Consider the following 13,873-nt stretch of genomic DNA (forward strand, 5'->3'; position numbering starts at 1 on the left):
GAAAAACATGGCAGCCAAACCCGGAGAACGAAAACTCCAGATCCTGCAAAATCTGGCAGAAATGTTGCAGAAACCGCAGGGCGAGAAAATCACCACCGCTTCCCTGGCCGCCAGGATCGGCGTATCCGAGGCAGCGCTCTACCGACACTTTGCCAGCAAGGCACAGATGTTCGAGGGCTTGATCGAGTTTATCGAGCAGACCCTGTTCGGCCTGATCAACAAGATCACCAGCGAAGAAAAGAGCGGTGTGAAACAGCTGGAGGCCGTGCTGCCGATGCTGCTCGGTTTTGCCCAGAAGAATCCCGGCATGACCCGGGTGCTGATCGGCGAGGTGCTGGTCAACGAGGACAGCCGCCTCCAGATCCGCATCAACCAGCTGCACGACCGGCTGGAAGCCACGCTCAAGCAGTCATTGCGGCTTGCCACGAGCCAGCAGGAAATTTCAGCAGAGATCGATGCCGCCGCTCAAGCCAACCTGATGATTAGCTTCGTGGTTGGCCGCTGGCATCAGTTCGCCAAGAGCGGCTTCAAGCGCGAGCCTATGGAGTTCTGGATTGCGCAGGGGCGGGGGCTGATCAAGGGGTGAGTTCTGAGTGAAAAACAGTCTTGAGTGCTGAGTTGACAGTCCTGCGTAAATCTTTCGGGTATCCGTAATGCGCGGTTGATTCCATCCTGAAAAATGTCAGACTGAATCCTCTGTTCTAGTCATGCCACATTTTTATAGGTTGCCTAATAACAGCCGATTGGATGATAGTAGGAGATATAGCCCCATGAATAAATCGTGGAAAGACAGCATCTACCTCCAACGGGAGGAACTGGCGCGCATCCTGCGGGAACCCATGGCGCGTCTGGCGGAGCGTTGCACTCCGGCATGGGGAGACCGAGAACAGCTCAATGACATCCTCGACAGCGGTTTTTCCGGTATTCCCAATTGCACCTTCTTGTACTGCGTAGGTATGGACGGCATACAGATTTGCGACAATGTCAGCCAATCCGGGATTACATCTGCCCACTTTGGCCGCGACCGCTCCCAGCGTCCCTACATGAAGGAAGTCGTGCCGTCCTGGGGATTCCTGCTCTCGGACGCCTACATCAGCCTGACCGAGCGCCGGCCTTCCCTCACGGCCCTGCAGGTAGTGCGCAGGGACGACCACTGGCTGGGTTATCTCGGTGCCGATTTCGACTTGCGCAATCTGTCGGTGACATCGGAGCTCTACGATGAACCGGGCTATTGGCGGCAAGTGAAAGGCGATCCGGCGATTCGCGGGACGGTTTTTCAGCAGAGCCGTGTCGAAAGCCCGATGGACCGGAACATGGATCAGGCTCTGTCCATTTTGGAAGAACTGCTCACCCAACGTGGCGTATTCCAATGCCTTTTGCATTTTTCCAGCAGCCAGGCAACCATCTGGACCATGGATGACCCTTTTCGCTATCGTATCCTGGATCACGAGGCCTTGAACGATCCGGATATCTGTCTGGTATTCCCGTCTCGGCCTTATCCCAGCAATGCGGCAATCCCCCAAGTCGACATCAGGCGCATTCTCAATACCATGCAATCGCTGCGCGTAACCGATCCGACCTTCTATTTGCGCACAGCCTCGATTAATATTTTCAATGGTATCGTGAGCCTGACTTTTTCCTGCGACGGTTCCCACTACATGCACTATGTTGAGTTCCTGATGAAGGACACGACTTTCTGGTTCTGAGTGGGCGCCAACATACCCTCAAAGGGCGGAAAAATCGGTTTAGCCTTTGTGTGGAATGCTAAATCTCATGAACTCAGTCTGCTGAATCGACTCGGCTCGTCTCAAGAAGACGCTACGGCAATTCCAGTGCCTTCAGGGCATGGAACAATCCTTCTGTCACTCTGGCCATTGCGGAGTAGTTCAGCTTCTCCGTGGTGTCAATAGCGGTATGGTAGGCCGCATTGCGATAGAAAGCGGTGTCAGTGATCATTATTGCCGGATATTCCGCCCGCCAGAAGGAGAGATGGTCGCTCCATGCTACACCGGGGATAAATTCGAAGGCGGCAAGTGATTCCACGGGAAAATCTGAGTGGGACTTGAAGGCTGCGACCAGCTGTCGCAATTCCTTGCGGGATGCCCGATTTGAAACCAGGGCGATGAAATTTGCCTGGTTAGGGTAGAAGTGCCGGAGTAGGGGCGGATAACTTTGGCTGCCTGGCTTGTCGCTATATGAGCCCAGCATTTCCAGGGAAATCATCAGGCGAATATTCTCGCCGCGCGCCTTCGCGGCTTCTGCGTAAACGCTGCTGCCCATCTGGCTCCAGAAAAAGAAGGGCGGTTCTTCGTTGACGAATGCTACGAAGCGGAGGGTGTGCTCCGTCTCCTCGGTGGCGAACAGACGCGTAAGCTCAAGGAGCGCCGAGACACCGCTCGCGTTGTCGTCCGCGCCTGGAGAACCCCGCACCGTATCGTAATGAGCGCCCACCAGGATGATTTCTTCGGGCTTGGTCTTGCCTGTCCGACACACTTCCAGATTTTCGCTTTTGACGCCCATAGCCTGGTAATACTGCGAGTTCACCTGGTAATTCTGGGCGGCCCATTCGTGGCGAATGTAGTCGGCGGCTGCATGCAGCGCATCGGGTCGGAATACGTTGCGTTGTCCGATCTCATCGGCAAGATGGGAAACATGGCCGCGCAGGCGGTCTGCAAGGATGGGCGAGGAAGAATTCAGTGCGCGATTCATGGCGGGTGTGGTCTCCGGCAAGGACGCTCCGCTCCAGGTCAGCATGATACCGATGAGGAGGAGGCCGGGCATTTTCATCTGCAAATGATCGCTCCCATCCTTGGCACTAGTGTTCCCTGTGCCAGATCAGCTGACTGTCCTTGCGGACTTCCTTGATGCGATGAAAGGGAACGTCGTGAGCGTAGCCGTCCTGATCTGTTACCTGGCAAGAGAAATGATCGCCTGGAGTCATGTGCACCTGCTGCAACGGCACCTGAATGATTTGCCCTTCCACGCGGTCGTAATAGCCGATCACGAAATCCCCATTTGCGAATGCGCTATCCCAGCGAAGCCGGTTGAGCAGTTCCTGAATGGGGAGCATGGGATTTCACCCTTTAAGGCTTTATGAACTAAGGATAGCTAGTTTTTCAACTCACCACACACCGGACAGGCCGGGTCCTTCTTCAGCCTGATCGAGCGCCACTCCATCTGCAACCCATCGAGCAGCAGCAGCCGGCCATTCAGCGGCTGGCCTGTGCCGCTCAGGATCTTCAGCGCTTCGGCCGCCTGGGTTGAGCCGATGATTCCCACCAGCGGCGCGAACACGCCCATCACCGCGCAGCGCTCGCCTTCCTCAACCCCCGTTTCCGGAAACAGGCAGTGGTAGCAAGGGCTGGATGGGGTACGCAAATCAAAAACCGCTACCTGTCCATCGAAGCGGATCGCTGCACCGGAAACCAGCGGCTTTGCGTGGGCGACGCAGGCACGGTTGACGGCATGGCGGGTGGCGAAGTTGTCGCTGGCATCAAGCACGACATCGGACTGAGCGACGAGGTGGTTAAGTTCAGCCCCTTCGACGCGCTGCGGAATGGCCGTGATGTTGGTTTCTGGATTGATGGCGGCGAGCGTGCGCTGCGCTGATATCGCCTTGTTGGTGCCGAGGGAATGGGTGAAGTGGGCGATCTGGCGCTGCAGGTTGGTGAGGTCTACGCTGTCGCCGTCGCAGATCGTGATTCTGCCAACGCCGCTGGCAGCAAGGTAAAGCGCGGCTGGGGAGCCCAAGCCGCCGGCGCCGATGATCAGGGCATGGGCGCCAAGCAGTTTTTCCTGCCCCTCAATGCCGATCTGTGGCAGCAGGATGTGCCGGCTGTAGCGCAGGAGCTGGTTGTCGTCCATTGGTAGGGGTCAGATGTCAGCCATCAGCTTGATAGGGTGGGCACGTTTTTGTGCCCACGCGGAACAACCTCCGCTGACCGCGTGGGCACAAAAACGTGCCCACCCTACCTTAGGCCTCACTTGCGCTGCAGGATATTCAATCCCTTCAGCAGGTTGAGTGCCTGATTCAGCTGGTAGTCGTTTTTCGAGACGACCTCGCCGGGAGCCGGTTTGCCGCTGTCGGTTTTGCCTTCTTTGCCCTTGGGCTCAGCTTTGGGTGGTGTGGGCAGCTTGATCGACGGCGATTCGGGCTTCTTGTCTTCTTCGTCCTTGTTGCCGTTGGATAGATGCCGCTCCAGATCGGCTTCGCGCAGGTTGAATGCGCCCTGCTGCTCGACTCCGCTGACCGTTGCCTCTTCGACAGCGATATCCGGGCTGATGCCTTTGGCCTGGATGGAGCGTCCATTGGGCGTGAAATAGCGCGACGTGGTCAGTTTGATGGCGGTGTTGTTGCCTAATGGCAGGACGGTTTGCACCGACCCCTTGCCAAAGGTTTGCGTGCCCATGATGATGGCGCGCTTGTGATCCTGCAGGGCGCCAGCAACGATTTCTGAGGCCGAGGCCGAGCCGCCGTTGACCAGTACCACCATAGGCACGGTTTTAATGTCTGCGGGCAGGTTTTTCAGGTAATCTTCCTGCGTAGCGTTGTGCAGGTAGTTTTCCTTGTTTGCCGTCAGCTTCATCTTGGCGTCCTCGGTGCGTCCCTCGGTATACACCACCAGAGCATCTTTCGGCAGGAATGCCGATGAAACTGCGACGGCGCCGTTGAGCAGGCCGCCCGGATCGTTGCGCAAATCCAGCACCAGCCCCTTCAGAGGTGCCTTGTTCTGCTTGTAAAAGGTATCCAGTGCCTTGGCCATGTTCTCGCCAGTATGCTCTTGAAACTGGGTAATGCGGATATAGCCATAGCCCGGTTCGACCAGTTTCGATTTTACGCTCTGGATTTTGATCACGGCGCGCGAGAGGGTAATGATCAGGGGTTTGGTTTCGCCCTTGCGGATCACAGTGAGAGTGATCTTGGTTCCAGGTTTACCGCGCATGCGTTTGACTGCATCATTCAAAGTTAGTCCCTTGACCGGGGTTTCGTCCAGCTTGATGATCAGGTCTCCACTTTTTATGCCAGCCAGGAATGCCGGCGTATCCTCGATGGGCGACACCACCTTGACGAAGCCGTCCTCCATGCCCACCTCGATGCCGAGGCCGCCGAATTCGCCCTGGGTTCCGACGCGTAAATCCTTGAACGCATCGGCGTCAAGGTAAGCGGAATGGGGGTCGAGGCCTGAGAGCATGCCGTTGATTGCTTCGGTGATGAGTTTTTTGTCTTCCACCGGTTCGACATAGTCGCTCTTGATCTTGCCGAAGACCTCGGTGAAGGCACGCAGGTCATCGATAGGTAGTGGACTGACGGTTTCCTTGTTGGCCACTGCGGAGAAATTGAGGCTGATCATCACTCCGATGATGGCGCCAAAAAAGATCAAGCTGGTTTTTTGCATTTTGCCGCGCATTACATTCATCCTCGTTTCACTCAATAATCTGTGTTAGTTCAGCTTAACCCAGCCCAGCGGGTCGAATGGTCGACTTTTATACCGCATTTCAAAGTATAAACCGGTTTCTGCAATTCCGCCGCTGTTTCCTACTGCAGCGACGGCATCGCCAGCCCGAACGGGTTCGCCGGCCTGTTTGTAGAGGGTTTCATTGTTGCCGTAGAGGCTCATGTAGTCATCACCGTGGTCGACGATGACGATGTTGCCAAAGCCGCGCAGCCAGTCGGAAAATACCACCCGCCCGTTGGCGATGCATTTGACGTCCTGTCCCGCTGCCGATTTGATGAACCAGCCTTTCCAGGTTGCGCCGCTGTCTTCCCGTTGACTGCCGAAGCGGTTGACAAGTTCCCCGCGTACCGGCAAAAGAAGCTTGCCCTTGAGCTGATGGAGCGTGCCGCCGGTTGGCTCGGGAGTGGGTTGGCTGCGGTTGTACAAAGGGGCGCTCTTTTTTTTCTTGGCTTTCGCCAGCTTGCTCAGGCGTTCAATCAATTGCGTCAGGCGTTTTTCGTCACGCTGCAGGCGGCCGATTTCATGGCGCTGGCTGGTTATTTTCTGGTTGATGCGGACCAGCACTGTTTTGCGCGCTTGCTTGTCCTTTTCCAACTGAGCTTTCTGATGCGCCTGCTCCAATTTGACTTGCTCCAGTTCGGCACTTTTTTCCTGGTAAAGCTGAGCGAGCTCCCTGGAATGCGCCAGGTTGGTGCGCAAGCTTTCAATCAGGGTGGCGCGTGCGCGGGAGAGGTAAGTGTAATAGTGCAGCTGGCGTGCAAGTTGATTGGGATCTTGCTGGTTGAGCAGGATTTTCAGGGGATCGTGCTGGCCGTGCAGGTAGTAGTGAGAGAGCAACTGGCTGAGCAGAGCCTGCTGATTGCCTATTTTGCCCTGGGTGTCGCGGCCTTCACGCTGCACCTGACTCAGCGTGGCGCTGACGATTTCCTGTTGCTGCGCCAGTTCCCGCAGTCGCCGGTTGGCCGTGCTGATCGCTTGCTCAGATTGCTTCAGCGCATCGGTGGCATCGGTCTTTTTGTCTTCCGCGCTTTCGACTTCTTTTTGCAGGGACTTGATGCGTTCGCGCAGGCCGGAGAGATCGTCCTTCGGCGCGGCATGAGTGATGAATGCGCAAGCCAGCCCGACAGCAAGGAAAATTGCTCGGGCAGGCCAGGCAGATGCCATTATTCGAATTCGATCAGCGGGTGGCCGGTCATTTCCGGGGGTTGCTGCAGCCCCATGATTTTCAGCAGCGTCGGGGCCACATCCTCGAGCGCACCGGTTTCGGCCAGATGTGCTTTGCGGCCGACGTACACGAAGGGCACCCGGTTCAAGGTGTGGGCAGTATGAGCCTGATGCGAGTTTTCATCTGCCATCATTTCCGCGTTGCCGTGGTCGGCGGTAATCAGCACTTCTCCACCGTTGCGCTGCATTGCCTCGACTACCCGGCTTAAACACTGGTCCAGCGTTTCTATTGCCTTGACCGTTGCGGGCATTACGCCGGTATGACCAACCATGTCGGCGTTGGCGTAGTTGCAGATGATGGCGTCGTACTGGCGGCTCTCAATCGCCTCGACCAGCTTGTCGGTGACTTCGAAAGCGCTCATTTCCGGCTTCAGATCGTAGGTGGGAACGTCTGGAGAAGGAACCAGGATACGGTCCTCGCCCGGATAGACGCGCTCCTCTCCGCCGTCGAAGAAGAAGGTGACGTGGGCGTATTTTTCGGTCTCCGCGATCCTGAGTTGTTTCAGTCCCAGGTTCGAGATGTATTCGCCGAAGCCGTTGCGGATCTGTTCCGGCGGGTAAGCGGCCCGTACGTTGAAGTCTTTGCTGTATTCGGTGAGGGTGCAGTAAGAAGCGAGTTGCGGTACCTGTTCACGTTCGAACAAATCGAAGCCGGGTTCGATGAAGGCACGCGTGATCTCGCGCGCGCGGTCGGAACGAAAATTCATGAATACCACTACGTCGCCGTCTTCCATGCGCACCGGTTGTTCGCCGGGCGGGACGATGGCCGTGGCCTTGACGAACTCATCGTTTTCGTCGCGGGCATAGGCCGCTGCCAAAGCTGCTTCCGCGCTTTCCGCCTGATATTCCGCCTTACCCTGGGTGAGCAGATCGTAGCCGGTCTTGACACGCAACCAGCGCTTGTCGCGGTCCATGACGTAGTAGCGGCCGATGATGGAGGCGATTCGCCCTGTCTTGATCTGGTCACACTTTTCCTGGAGCCGACGCAGGTAATTCTGTGCGCTTCTTGGCGGAGTGTCTCGGCCATCGAGGAAGGCGTGCAGGTAGACTTTCTCCAGTCCGGCGCGGGCTGCCATATCGAGCATGGCGTGGATGTGTGTTTCGTGGCTATGCACTCCGCCATCGGAAACCAATCCCATAATATGCAATGCCTTGCCGCTGCTCCTGGCGATTTCCACTGCCTGGGTCAGGGCAGGATTGGCGAAGAAATTACCACTGCTGATGGCGCGATTGATGCGGGTGAATTCCTGGTAGACGACACGGCCAGCGCCGATGTTGAGGTGGCCTACCTCGGAGTTGCCCATTTGTCCGCTGGGCAATCCCACCGACGCTTCGGACGCATTGATGGTGGTATGGGGACAGGTCTGCCAGAGTTTATCCCAATTGGGTTTGTGCGCGCTGGCAATGGCGTTGTTATCCCGGCTTTCGCTGCAACCGAATCCGTCCAGGATAATGAGTAAAACGGGGGTAACCTTCATGCTGAAATTTTCTGGCTCGTTTTAAATTTTAAAGAAGTAGCATAATTTTATTATATTTTACTAATAATCGCATTATACTTAAATTCTTAATCTACCTCAGCATCCTGAAATATAGCTTAACGAAGGCGAGCAGATGGAACTTAATACGGTTGAATTGATCGACAAGGAAGAGCACATTGAGCAGGCGTCTCGCGCCATGAAAGCCATGTCGCATCCGCTGCGCCTGAAAATCCTGTGTGTGCTGGGCGACAGGGAAGTCAGTGTGCAGGATATTGTTGAAAGCGTGGGCACATCCCAAAGCAATATTTCCCAGCATCTGGCGATTTTGCGTGACAAAGGAGTGCTGCGAACGCGCAAAGATGCCAATCGAGTGTTTTACCGGGTCGGCGATCCGCGTACACTGAAATTGATCAGCCTGATGCGCGATGTTTTTTGTGGTTTCGCCAAGTAACGCCTATAACCAAATCTATTATATCGGGTTCCACGTCAACGCGGAATCCATCTGAGTGTTGCGCAGTACTCCCACCAAAGGTTCTATTTAGCGGCTTGAATAATAAAGTATATTAGCATATACTAATTCATTTTTTGGGGTCGAGCGTGCTTAAAACTGTCTGGATTCTGTTGGGGATATTCCTGGCTCCGCTGGCTCAGGCGGCGTTGCCTTTTGCTGTTGCGACGGTAGAGTTCCGTGAGGTGGATCAGACATACGCCGCCGAGGCGCTGGTCGAAGCGGTCAGGCAGTCGACTGTGGCGGCCCAGATTTCCGGCCGCATTGTCGAAGTCAATTTCGATGTCGGCGAAACCGTGAAAAAAGGCCAAGTGCTGGTTCGTATCGACGAGAGCGAAGCCCGTCAGGCGGTCGCCGGCAGCGAGGCTGTAGTGGCCCAGGCGCGTGCCAATTTGCAGAATGCACGCCAGCACTATGAGCGCACCAAGCAGCTGCTGGCGCAGAAATTCATCAGCCAGGCCGCGCTCGACAAGGCGCAGGCGGACTACAAGGCAGCTGAGGCACAGTTGGCGGCAGCCTTGGCGAGTGCGGGGCAGGCTGCCACCACCAAGGGCTTCACTGCGGTGATGGCGCCTTACAGCGGTGTGGTCGCGGTCCGTCATGTCGAGCTAGGGGAAATGGCGAGCCCCGGCAAGGCGCTGATGACCGGTTTCGATCCCAAGGATTTGCGCGTGGTGGCGAGCATTCCCCAGTACAAACTGGCGGATGTGCGCCGCTCCGCTCGCGCCCAGGTGGAATTTCCCTCCTTCAACAAGTGGGTCACGGCCACAGCGGTTACCCTCCTGCCCGCCGCTGACGCGAGAACCCATACCACCCGCGTTCGCCTGGATTTGCCCGAAGATGTCCGCGATGTCTACCCCGGCATGTTTGCACGTGCTCACTTTGTCATCGGTCGGGCGAAGAAGCTGCTGGTGCCTGCGCAGGCTATCGTCCGACGGAGCGAGGTGACCGCCGTCTACGTGGTCGACGCGAAAGGCGGCGTGGTGTTCCGCCAGATCCGTCTGGGTGAGTCGGCGGCCGATGGCATGGTCGAAGTGCTGGCCGGTTTATCTGCAGGCGAAGCAGTGGCGTTGGAGCCGGTCAAGGCGGGGATATATTTGAAGGCTAAGCAGTGATGGGGAACGGGTAATGAGTAAAGACACCCCCCCATCGCCCATCATCCATCACTCATCACCGAATATGGGTATTTCCGGTCGTATTGCCACAGCCTTCCTGCAGTCGCAGATGACGCCGCTGATCGCGCTCATCGCGTTTTTGCTCGGCTTGTTTGCTGTGATGGTGACGCCGCGTGAGGAAGAGCCACAGATCAACGTTACCATGGCGAACGTGTTTATTCCGTTCCCCGGTGCTTCCGCCAAGGATGTGGAGAGCCTGGTGGCCACGCCGGCTGAGCAAGTGCTGTCGTTGATCACTGGTATCGAGCACGTCTACTCGGTTTCGCGCCCTGGTATGGCGGTGCTTACCGTGCAGTACAAGGTGGGCGAGGATCGTACCCAAGCGCTGGTGCGCCTGTACGATACCGTCCAGTCGCACCGTGACTGGGTTTCCCCTAATCTCGGCGTAGGCGAGCCGATCATCAAGCCGGTCGGTATCGACGACGTGCCGATTGTCAGCCTCACCCTGTGGACGGAGGACGCCACCCGCGGTGCCTATGAACTGCAGCAGATCGCCCATGCCGCCGAAATAGAACTGAAACGTATCAAGGGCACGCGCGAAGTGAAAACCCTGGGCGGGTCGAGCCGCGTGGTGCGGGTGATCATGGATGCCGAGCGGATGAATGCCTACCGTATTTCCGCCCAGGATATCCGCGATGCTCTGCAGGTCAGCAACGCTTCCCAGCCTTCCGGCACGCTGGTCGAAAATAACCGTGAAGTGCTGGTGCAGACCGGCACCTTCCTGTCCAGCAGCGCGGATGTCAAGCAACTGGTGGTGGGCGTCGCCGAGGGCCGGCCGGTATTCATGACCGATGTGGCGCGGGTAGAGGACGGCCCCGACCAGCCCAGCCGCTATGTCTGGCTGGGCACCGGCCCGGCGGCAGCCGGCAAGAAAATTGTCGGCAAGGGCGAATTCCCAGCGGTGACCCTGGCGGTTTCTAAGAAGCCCGGCGAGAACGCGGTGGATGTTGCCGAGCGTGTCATCAGGCGCGTCGAGCAGCTGCACGGCACTATCATCCCCGACGGGGTCCACGCCACGGTCACGCGCAACTACGGCGAAACCGCCAACGACAAGGCGCAGAAACTGATCGGCAAGCTGATCTTCGCCACCGCCTTCGTAGTGCTGCTGGTACTGATGGCGCTGGGCAAGCGAGAAGCGCTGATCGTCGGCATGGCGGTGATGCTGACGTTGGCGGCGACATTGTTCGCTTCCTGGGCGTGGGGCTTCACACTCAACCGGGTATCGCTGTTCGCGCTGATTTTCTCCATCGGCATCCTGGTCGACGACGCCATCGTGGTGATGGAAAACATCCACCGCCGCCGCGAACTTGAACCAGGCAAGCCGCTGGCCGAGGTAATTCCCGAGGCGGTGGACGAAGTCGGTGGCCCGACCATACTCGCCACCCTGACCGTGATCGCGGCGCTGTTGCCGATGGCTTTCGTTTCCGGCCTGATGGGGCCGTACATGAGTCCGATCCCGATCAACGCCAGCATCGGCATGCTGATTTCCCTCGCCATCGCTTTCACCGTCACGCCCTGGCTGGCGCTCAAGCTCCTGGCGCACAAGCATGACGCGCCGAGCCATAGCGAACTCGGTGCGGAGAGCCGGTTGTTTGGTTTCTTCAGCACAGGTCTGACACCCTTCCTCAATCGCGAGCAAGGCAAGGGCAATCGCAACAAACTCTGGCTGGCGATCGTCGGGATGATCGTTTTTGCGCTTCTGCTGGCGGTATTCAAGATCGTGATCATGAAAATGCTGCCGTTCGACAACAAGTCCGAATTCCAGGTGGTGGTGGACATGCCGGTGGGCACGCCGCTGGAGCAGACCGCGCGGACGATGCGTGAAATAGGAGGCTATCTGTCCAGCGTGCCGGAGGTGACCGATTATGAAGCTTACGTGGGCACCGCTTCGCCGATCAACTTCAACGGCCTGGTGCGCCAATATTACCTGCGCAGCGGCAGCGAAATGGGTGATGTCCAGGTGAATCTGGTGGACAAGCACCACCGCGACCGCAAGAGCCACGAAATCGCGACCAGTGTGCGTCCCGAAATCGAGCGAATTGCTGCCCGGCATCAGGCCAAGGTCAAGGTGGTGGAAGTGCCGCCGGGCCCGCCAGTGATGTCGCCGATCGTCGCCGAAGTTTATGGGCCGGACTACGAGGGCCAGATGAAGGTGGCGAAGCAGGTGCGCGCCTACTTCGCCAAAACCGCCGATATCGTGGCGATCGACGACACCATCGAGGAGGACGCGAACAAGTTTGTCCTGCGAGTCCTGCAAGGAAAGGCGGCGCTGATGGGTGTGGCGCAGAAAGACGTAGTGGCAGTGATGCGCATGGGGCTGTCCGGCGAGGATGTGACCCCGATGCATGAAGGCGAGTCCAAGTTCGAGGTGCCAGTGCGCGTGACGCTGGCGCCGGAGCGGCAAAGCAGCCTGGACGAGTTGCTCAAGCTCACCGTGCGGGCGCAGGATGGTACGCTGGTGCCGCTGTCGGAGCTGGTCAGCGTGGCGCCGAGCGCGCGCGAGAAAACCATCTACCACAAGGATCTGCTGCCGGTGGTGTTCGTCGTCGGCGATATGGCCGGCAAGCTGGATAGCCCGCTCTATGGCATGTTCTCCATACGTTCCGCGATCAACGGCATGAAGCTGGCCGAGGGCGGGACTCTGGGCGACTATTTTATCAGACAGCCGGATGACCACTACGCCGGCTACAGCATCAAGTGGGACGGGGAATGGCAAGTCACCTACGAGACCTTCCGCGACATGGGCATTGCCTACGCGGTCGGTCTGGTATTGATCTACCTGCTGGTGGTGGCGCAGTTCAAATCGTACCTGGTGCCGCTCGTGATCATGGCGCCTATCCCTCTCACCATCATTGGAGTGATGCCCGGCCACGCTCTGCTCGGCAGCCAGTTCACCGCAACCAGCATGATCGGCATGATCGCACTGGCCGGCATCATCGTGCGCAATTCGATCCTGTTGGTGGACTTCATCAACATGCAGGTAGAGCAGGGCATGGCCTTCCAGGAAGCGGTGATCCGTTCGGCCAGTACACGCGCCAAGCCGATCGTGCTCACTGGCCTGGCTGCCATGCTCGGCGCGCTGTTCATCCTGGATGACCCGATTTTCAATGGTCTGGCGATTTCGTTGGTTTTCGGTATTTTCGTCTCCACCGTGCTGACTCTGGGGGTGATTCCGGTGCTGTATTACGCGGTCAATTATCGCAAGCATGCGTGATTTTGTTTACTGAGAAGGGCGCGAAGATGCGCGAGGTAACCCATAATTATTGGTTCTCCTTTGCGTGCCTTCGCGCTCTTTGGTGGTTAAAGCTTTTTGTTTGTAACTTGTTAGGAGAAGTGAATTATGACTATCAACCGGATCGTTCGTATCGTCGCCGGCTTTTTTGTGCTGCTGTCGCTCGGCCTGGGTGTTTCCGGCAGCCCGATTTTCGTCAACGCCAATTTCCTGTGGTTCACCGCCTTTGTCGGCGCCAATCTCTTCCAGAGTGGATTTACCAACCTTTGCCCGCTTGTCAGCATTCTTAAGAAGATCGGTGTCAAGGAAAGCTGCGAATCCTGCTGAGCCAACAGGGTTTTGCTGGTAAACTGCATTGTTTTAGATGCAAAAAACGTAAGGAGCATGTGGGTGCAATTCATACAGAATAATTTTGCGATCATCATGCTGGTTCTGGCCAGCGGTGCGATGCTGCTGTGGCCGTTGATCAGTAGCCGCATTTCCGGCATCAAGGCGGTCGGGGCGATGGAGGCGACGCAGCTGATCAACCATCAGAATGCCGTGGTGCTGGATGTGCGCGAGGACAGTGAATTTTACGCCGGGCATATCCCGCATTCGGTACATGTTCCGCTCGGCCAGCTGGCCAAGCATGCGGAACTGGGAAAGTACAAGAACCGTCCGGTGATCGCCATCTGCCGTAGCGGGATGCGCTCCGGACGGGCATGCAGCGTGCTGCGCAAGAACGGTTTTGAGCAAGTGTACAATCTGGCAGGCGGAATTTCCGCCTGGCAACGGGCAAATATGCCGATGGAGAAATAAAG

Annotated in this window: 13 protein-coding genes; 7 read left to right on the plus strand and 6 right to left on the minus strand. The window is 57.3% G+C overall.

Features of this window, described 5'->3' with window-relative positions; all coding sequences use genetic code 11:
* Nucleotides 1–7 precede the first annotated feature (7 nt).
* Nucleotides 8–586 (plus strand): nucleoid occlusion factor SlmA, encoded by a 579-nt coding sequence (slmA, locus tag SCT_RS09820; protein ID WP_059422312.1) that lies wholly within the window; start codon nt 8–10, stop codon nt 584–586.
* Nucleotides 587–770: 184 nt separating this feature from the next.
* Nucleotides 771–1,706, plus strand: coding sequence for a PDC sensor domain-containing protein (locus SCT_RS09825; RefSeq protein ID WP_059422317.1), 936 nt, complete (start codon nt 771–773; stop codon nt 1,704–1,706).
* 112 nt (nt 1,707–1,818) lie between these two features.
* Here the strand turns inward: SCT_RS09825 and SCT_RS09830 are convergent, their stop codons facing one another.
* The 6 genes from SCT_RS09830 to gpmI form a co-directional block, all read right to left on the minus strand.
* Nucleotides 1,819–2,781 carry a M28 family peptidase gene (locus SCT_RS09830; protein WP_202812141.1) on the minus strand — a complete coding sequence of 321 codons (963 nt, stop codon included), beginning with the start codon at nt 2,779–2,781 and terminating at the stop codon, nt 1,819–1,821.
* A 34-nt stretch (nt 2,782–2,815) separates the two neighbouring features.
* Complete coding sequence (locus SCT_RS09835) at nt 2,816–3,070, minus strand: DUF504 domain-containing protein (RefSeq protein WP_059422323.1); 255 nt, start codon at nt 3,068–3,070, stop codon at nt 2,816–2,818.
* Nucleotides 3,071–3,108: 38 nt separating this feature from the next.
* Nucleotides 3,109–3,864 carry a HesA/MoeB/ThiF family protein gene (locus tag SCT_RS09840; RefSeq protein WP_059422327.1) on the minus strand — a complete coding sequence of 252 codons (756 nt, stop codon included), beginning with the start codon at nt 3,862–3,864 and terminating at the stop codon, nt 3,109–3,111.
* Nucleotides 3,865–3,980: 116 nt separating this feature from the next.
* Nucleotides 3,981–5,408 carry a S41 family peptidase gene (locus tag SCT_RS09845; protein WP_059422335.1) on the minus strand — a complete coding sequence of 476 codons (1,428 nt, stop codon included), beginning with the start codon at nt 5,406–5,408 and terminating at the stop codon, nt 3,981–3,983.
* 33 nt (nt 5,409–5,441) lie between these two features.
* The gene (locus SCT_RS09850; protein ID WP_059422340.1) at nt 5,442–6,620 is read right to left on the minus strand and encodes a murein hydrolase activator EnvC; all 1,179 of its coding nucleotides are present in this window, start codon (nt 6,618–6,620) and stop codon (nt 5,442–5,444) included.
* Nucleotides 6,620–8,158 (minus strand): 2,3-bisphosphoglycerate-independent phosphoglycerate mutase, encoded by a 1,539-nt coding sequence (gpmI, locus tag SCT_RS09855; protein ID WP_059422342.1) that lies wholly within the window; start codon nt 8,156–8,158, stop codon nt 6,620–6,622. The genes SCT_RS09850 and gpmI overlap by 1 nt, the downstream gene beginning before the upstream one ends.
* A gap of 133 nt (nt 8,159–8,291) precedes the next feature.
* On the opposite strand from gpmI, the gene SCT_RS09860 reads away from it, so the two are divergent.
* From SCT_RS09860 to SCT_RS09880, 5 genes are all read left to right on the plus strand, one after another.
* On the plus strand, nt 8,292–8,609 hold the full coding sequence (locus SCT_RS09860) for a helix-turn-helix transcriptional regulator (protein ID WP_059422344.1): 318 nt from the start codon (nt 8,292–8,294) through the stop codon (nt 8,607–8,609).
* 146 nt (nt 8,610–8,755) lie between these two features.
* Nucleotides 8,756–9,781: an efflux RND transporter periplasmic adaptor subunit gene (locus tag SCT_RS09865; protein WP_059422759.1), complete on the plus strand. Its 1,026-nt coding sequence runs from the start codon at nt 8,756–8,758 to the stop codon at nt 9,779–9,781.
* A 13-nt stretch (nt 9,782–9,794) separates the two neighbouring features.
* Entirely contained in the window at nt 9,795–13,055 is a 3,261-nt protein-coding gene (locus SCT_RS09870) for an efflux RND transporter permease subunit (protein ID WP_082098280.1), read from the plus strand.
* A 126-nt stretch (nt 13,056–13,181) separates the two neighbouring features.
* Nucleotides 13,182–13,400 (plus strand): DUF2892 domain-containing protein, encoded by a 219-nt coding sequence (locus tag SCT_RS09875; protein WP_059422352.1) that lies wholly within the window; start codon nt 13,182–13,184, stop codon nt 13,398–13,400.
* A 57-nt stretch (nt 13,401–13,457) separates the two neighbouring features.
* Nucleotides 13,458–13,871, plus strand: a complete 414-nt coding sequence (locus tag SCT_RS09880; protein WP_059422355.1) for a rhodanese-like domain-containing protein — start codon at nt 13,458–13,460, stop codon at nt 13,869–13,871.
* The last annotated feature ends 2 nt before the right edge of the window (nt 13,872–13,873 follow it).

Origin of the sequence: Sulfuricella sp. T08 (assembly GCF_000971475.1) — a bacterium.
Taxonomy (GTDB): Bacteria; Pseudomonadota; Gammaproteobacteria; order Burkholderiales; family Sulfuricellaceae; genus Sulfuricella.

What these genes read in the sequence shown, in the direction of transcription:
- SCT_RS09870 (WP_082098280.1), top strand. Translation starts at nt 9,795, where the DNA reads ATGAGTAAAGACACCCCCCCATCGCCCATCATCCATCACTCATCACCG.
- SCT_RS09850 (WP_059422340.1), bottom strand. Translation starts at nt 6,620, where the DNA reads ATGGCATCTGCCTGGCCTGCCCGAGCAATTTTCCTTGCTGTCGGGCTG.
- SCT_RS09845 (WP_059422335.1), bottom strand. Translation starts at nt 5,408, where the DNA reads ATGCGCGGCAAAATGCAAAAAACCAGCTTGATCTTTTTTGGCGCCATC.
- SCT_RS09840 (WP_059422327.1), bottom strand. Translation starts at nt 3,864, where the DNA reads ATGGACGACAACCAGCTCCTGCGCTACAGCCGGCACATCCTGCTGCCA.
- SCT_RS09860 (WP_059422344.1), top strand. Translation starts at nt 8,292, where the DNA reads ATGGAACTTAATACGGTTGAATTGATCGACAAGGAAGAGCACATTGAG.
- SCT_RS09825 (WP_059422317.1), top strand. Translation starts at nt 771, where the DNA reads ATGAATAAATCGTGGAAAGACAGCATCTACCTCCAACGGGAGGAACTG.
- SCT_RS09835 (WP_059422323.1), bottom strand. Translation starts at nt 3,070, where the DNA reads ATGCTCCCCATTCAGGAACTGCTCAACCGGCTTCGCTGGGATAGCGCA.
- SCT_RS09830 (WP_202812141.1), bottom strand. Translation starts at nt 2,781, where the DNA reads ATGCCCGGCCTCCTCCTCATCGGTATCATGCTGACCTGGAGCGGAGCG.
- gpmI (WP_059422342.1), bottom strand. Translation starts at nt 8,158, where the DNA reads ATGAAGGTTACCCCCGTTTTACTCATTATCCTGGACGGATTCGGTTGC.
- SCT_RS09875 (WP_059422352.1), top strand. Translation starts at nt 13,182, where the DNA reads ATGACTATCAACCGGATCGTTCGTATCGTCGCCGGCTTTTTTGTGCTG.
- SCT_RS09880 (WP_059422355.1), top strand. Translation starts at nt 13,458, where the DNA reads ATGTGGGTGCAATTCATACAGAATAATTTTGCGATCATCATGCTGGTT.
- slmA (WP_059422312.1), top strand. Translation starts at nt 8, where the DNA reads ATGGCAGCCAAACCCGGAGAACGAAAACTCCAGATCCTGCAAAATCTG.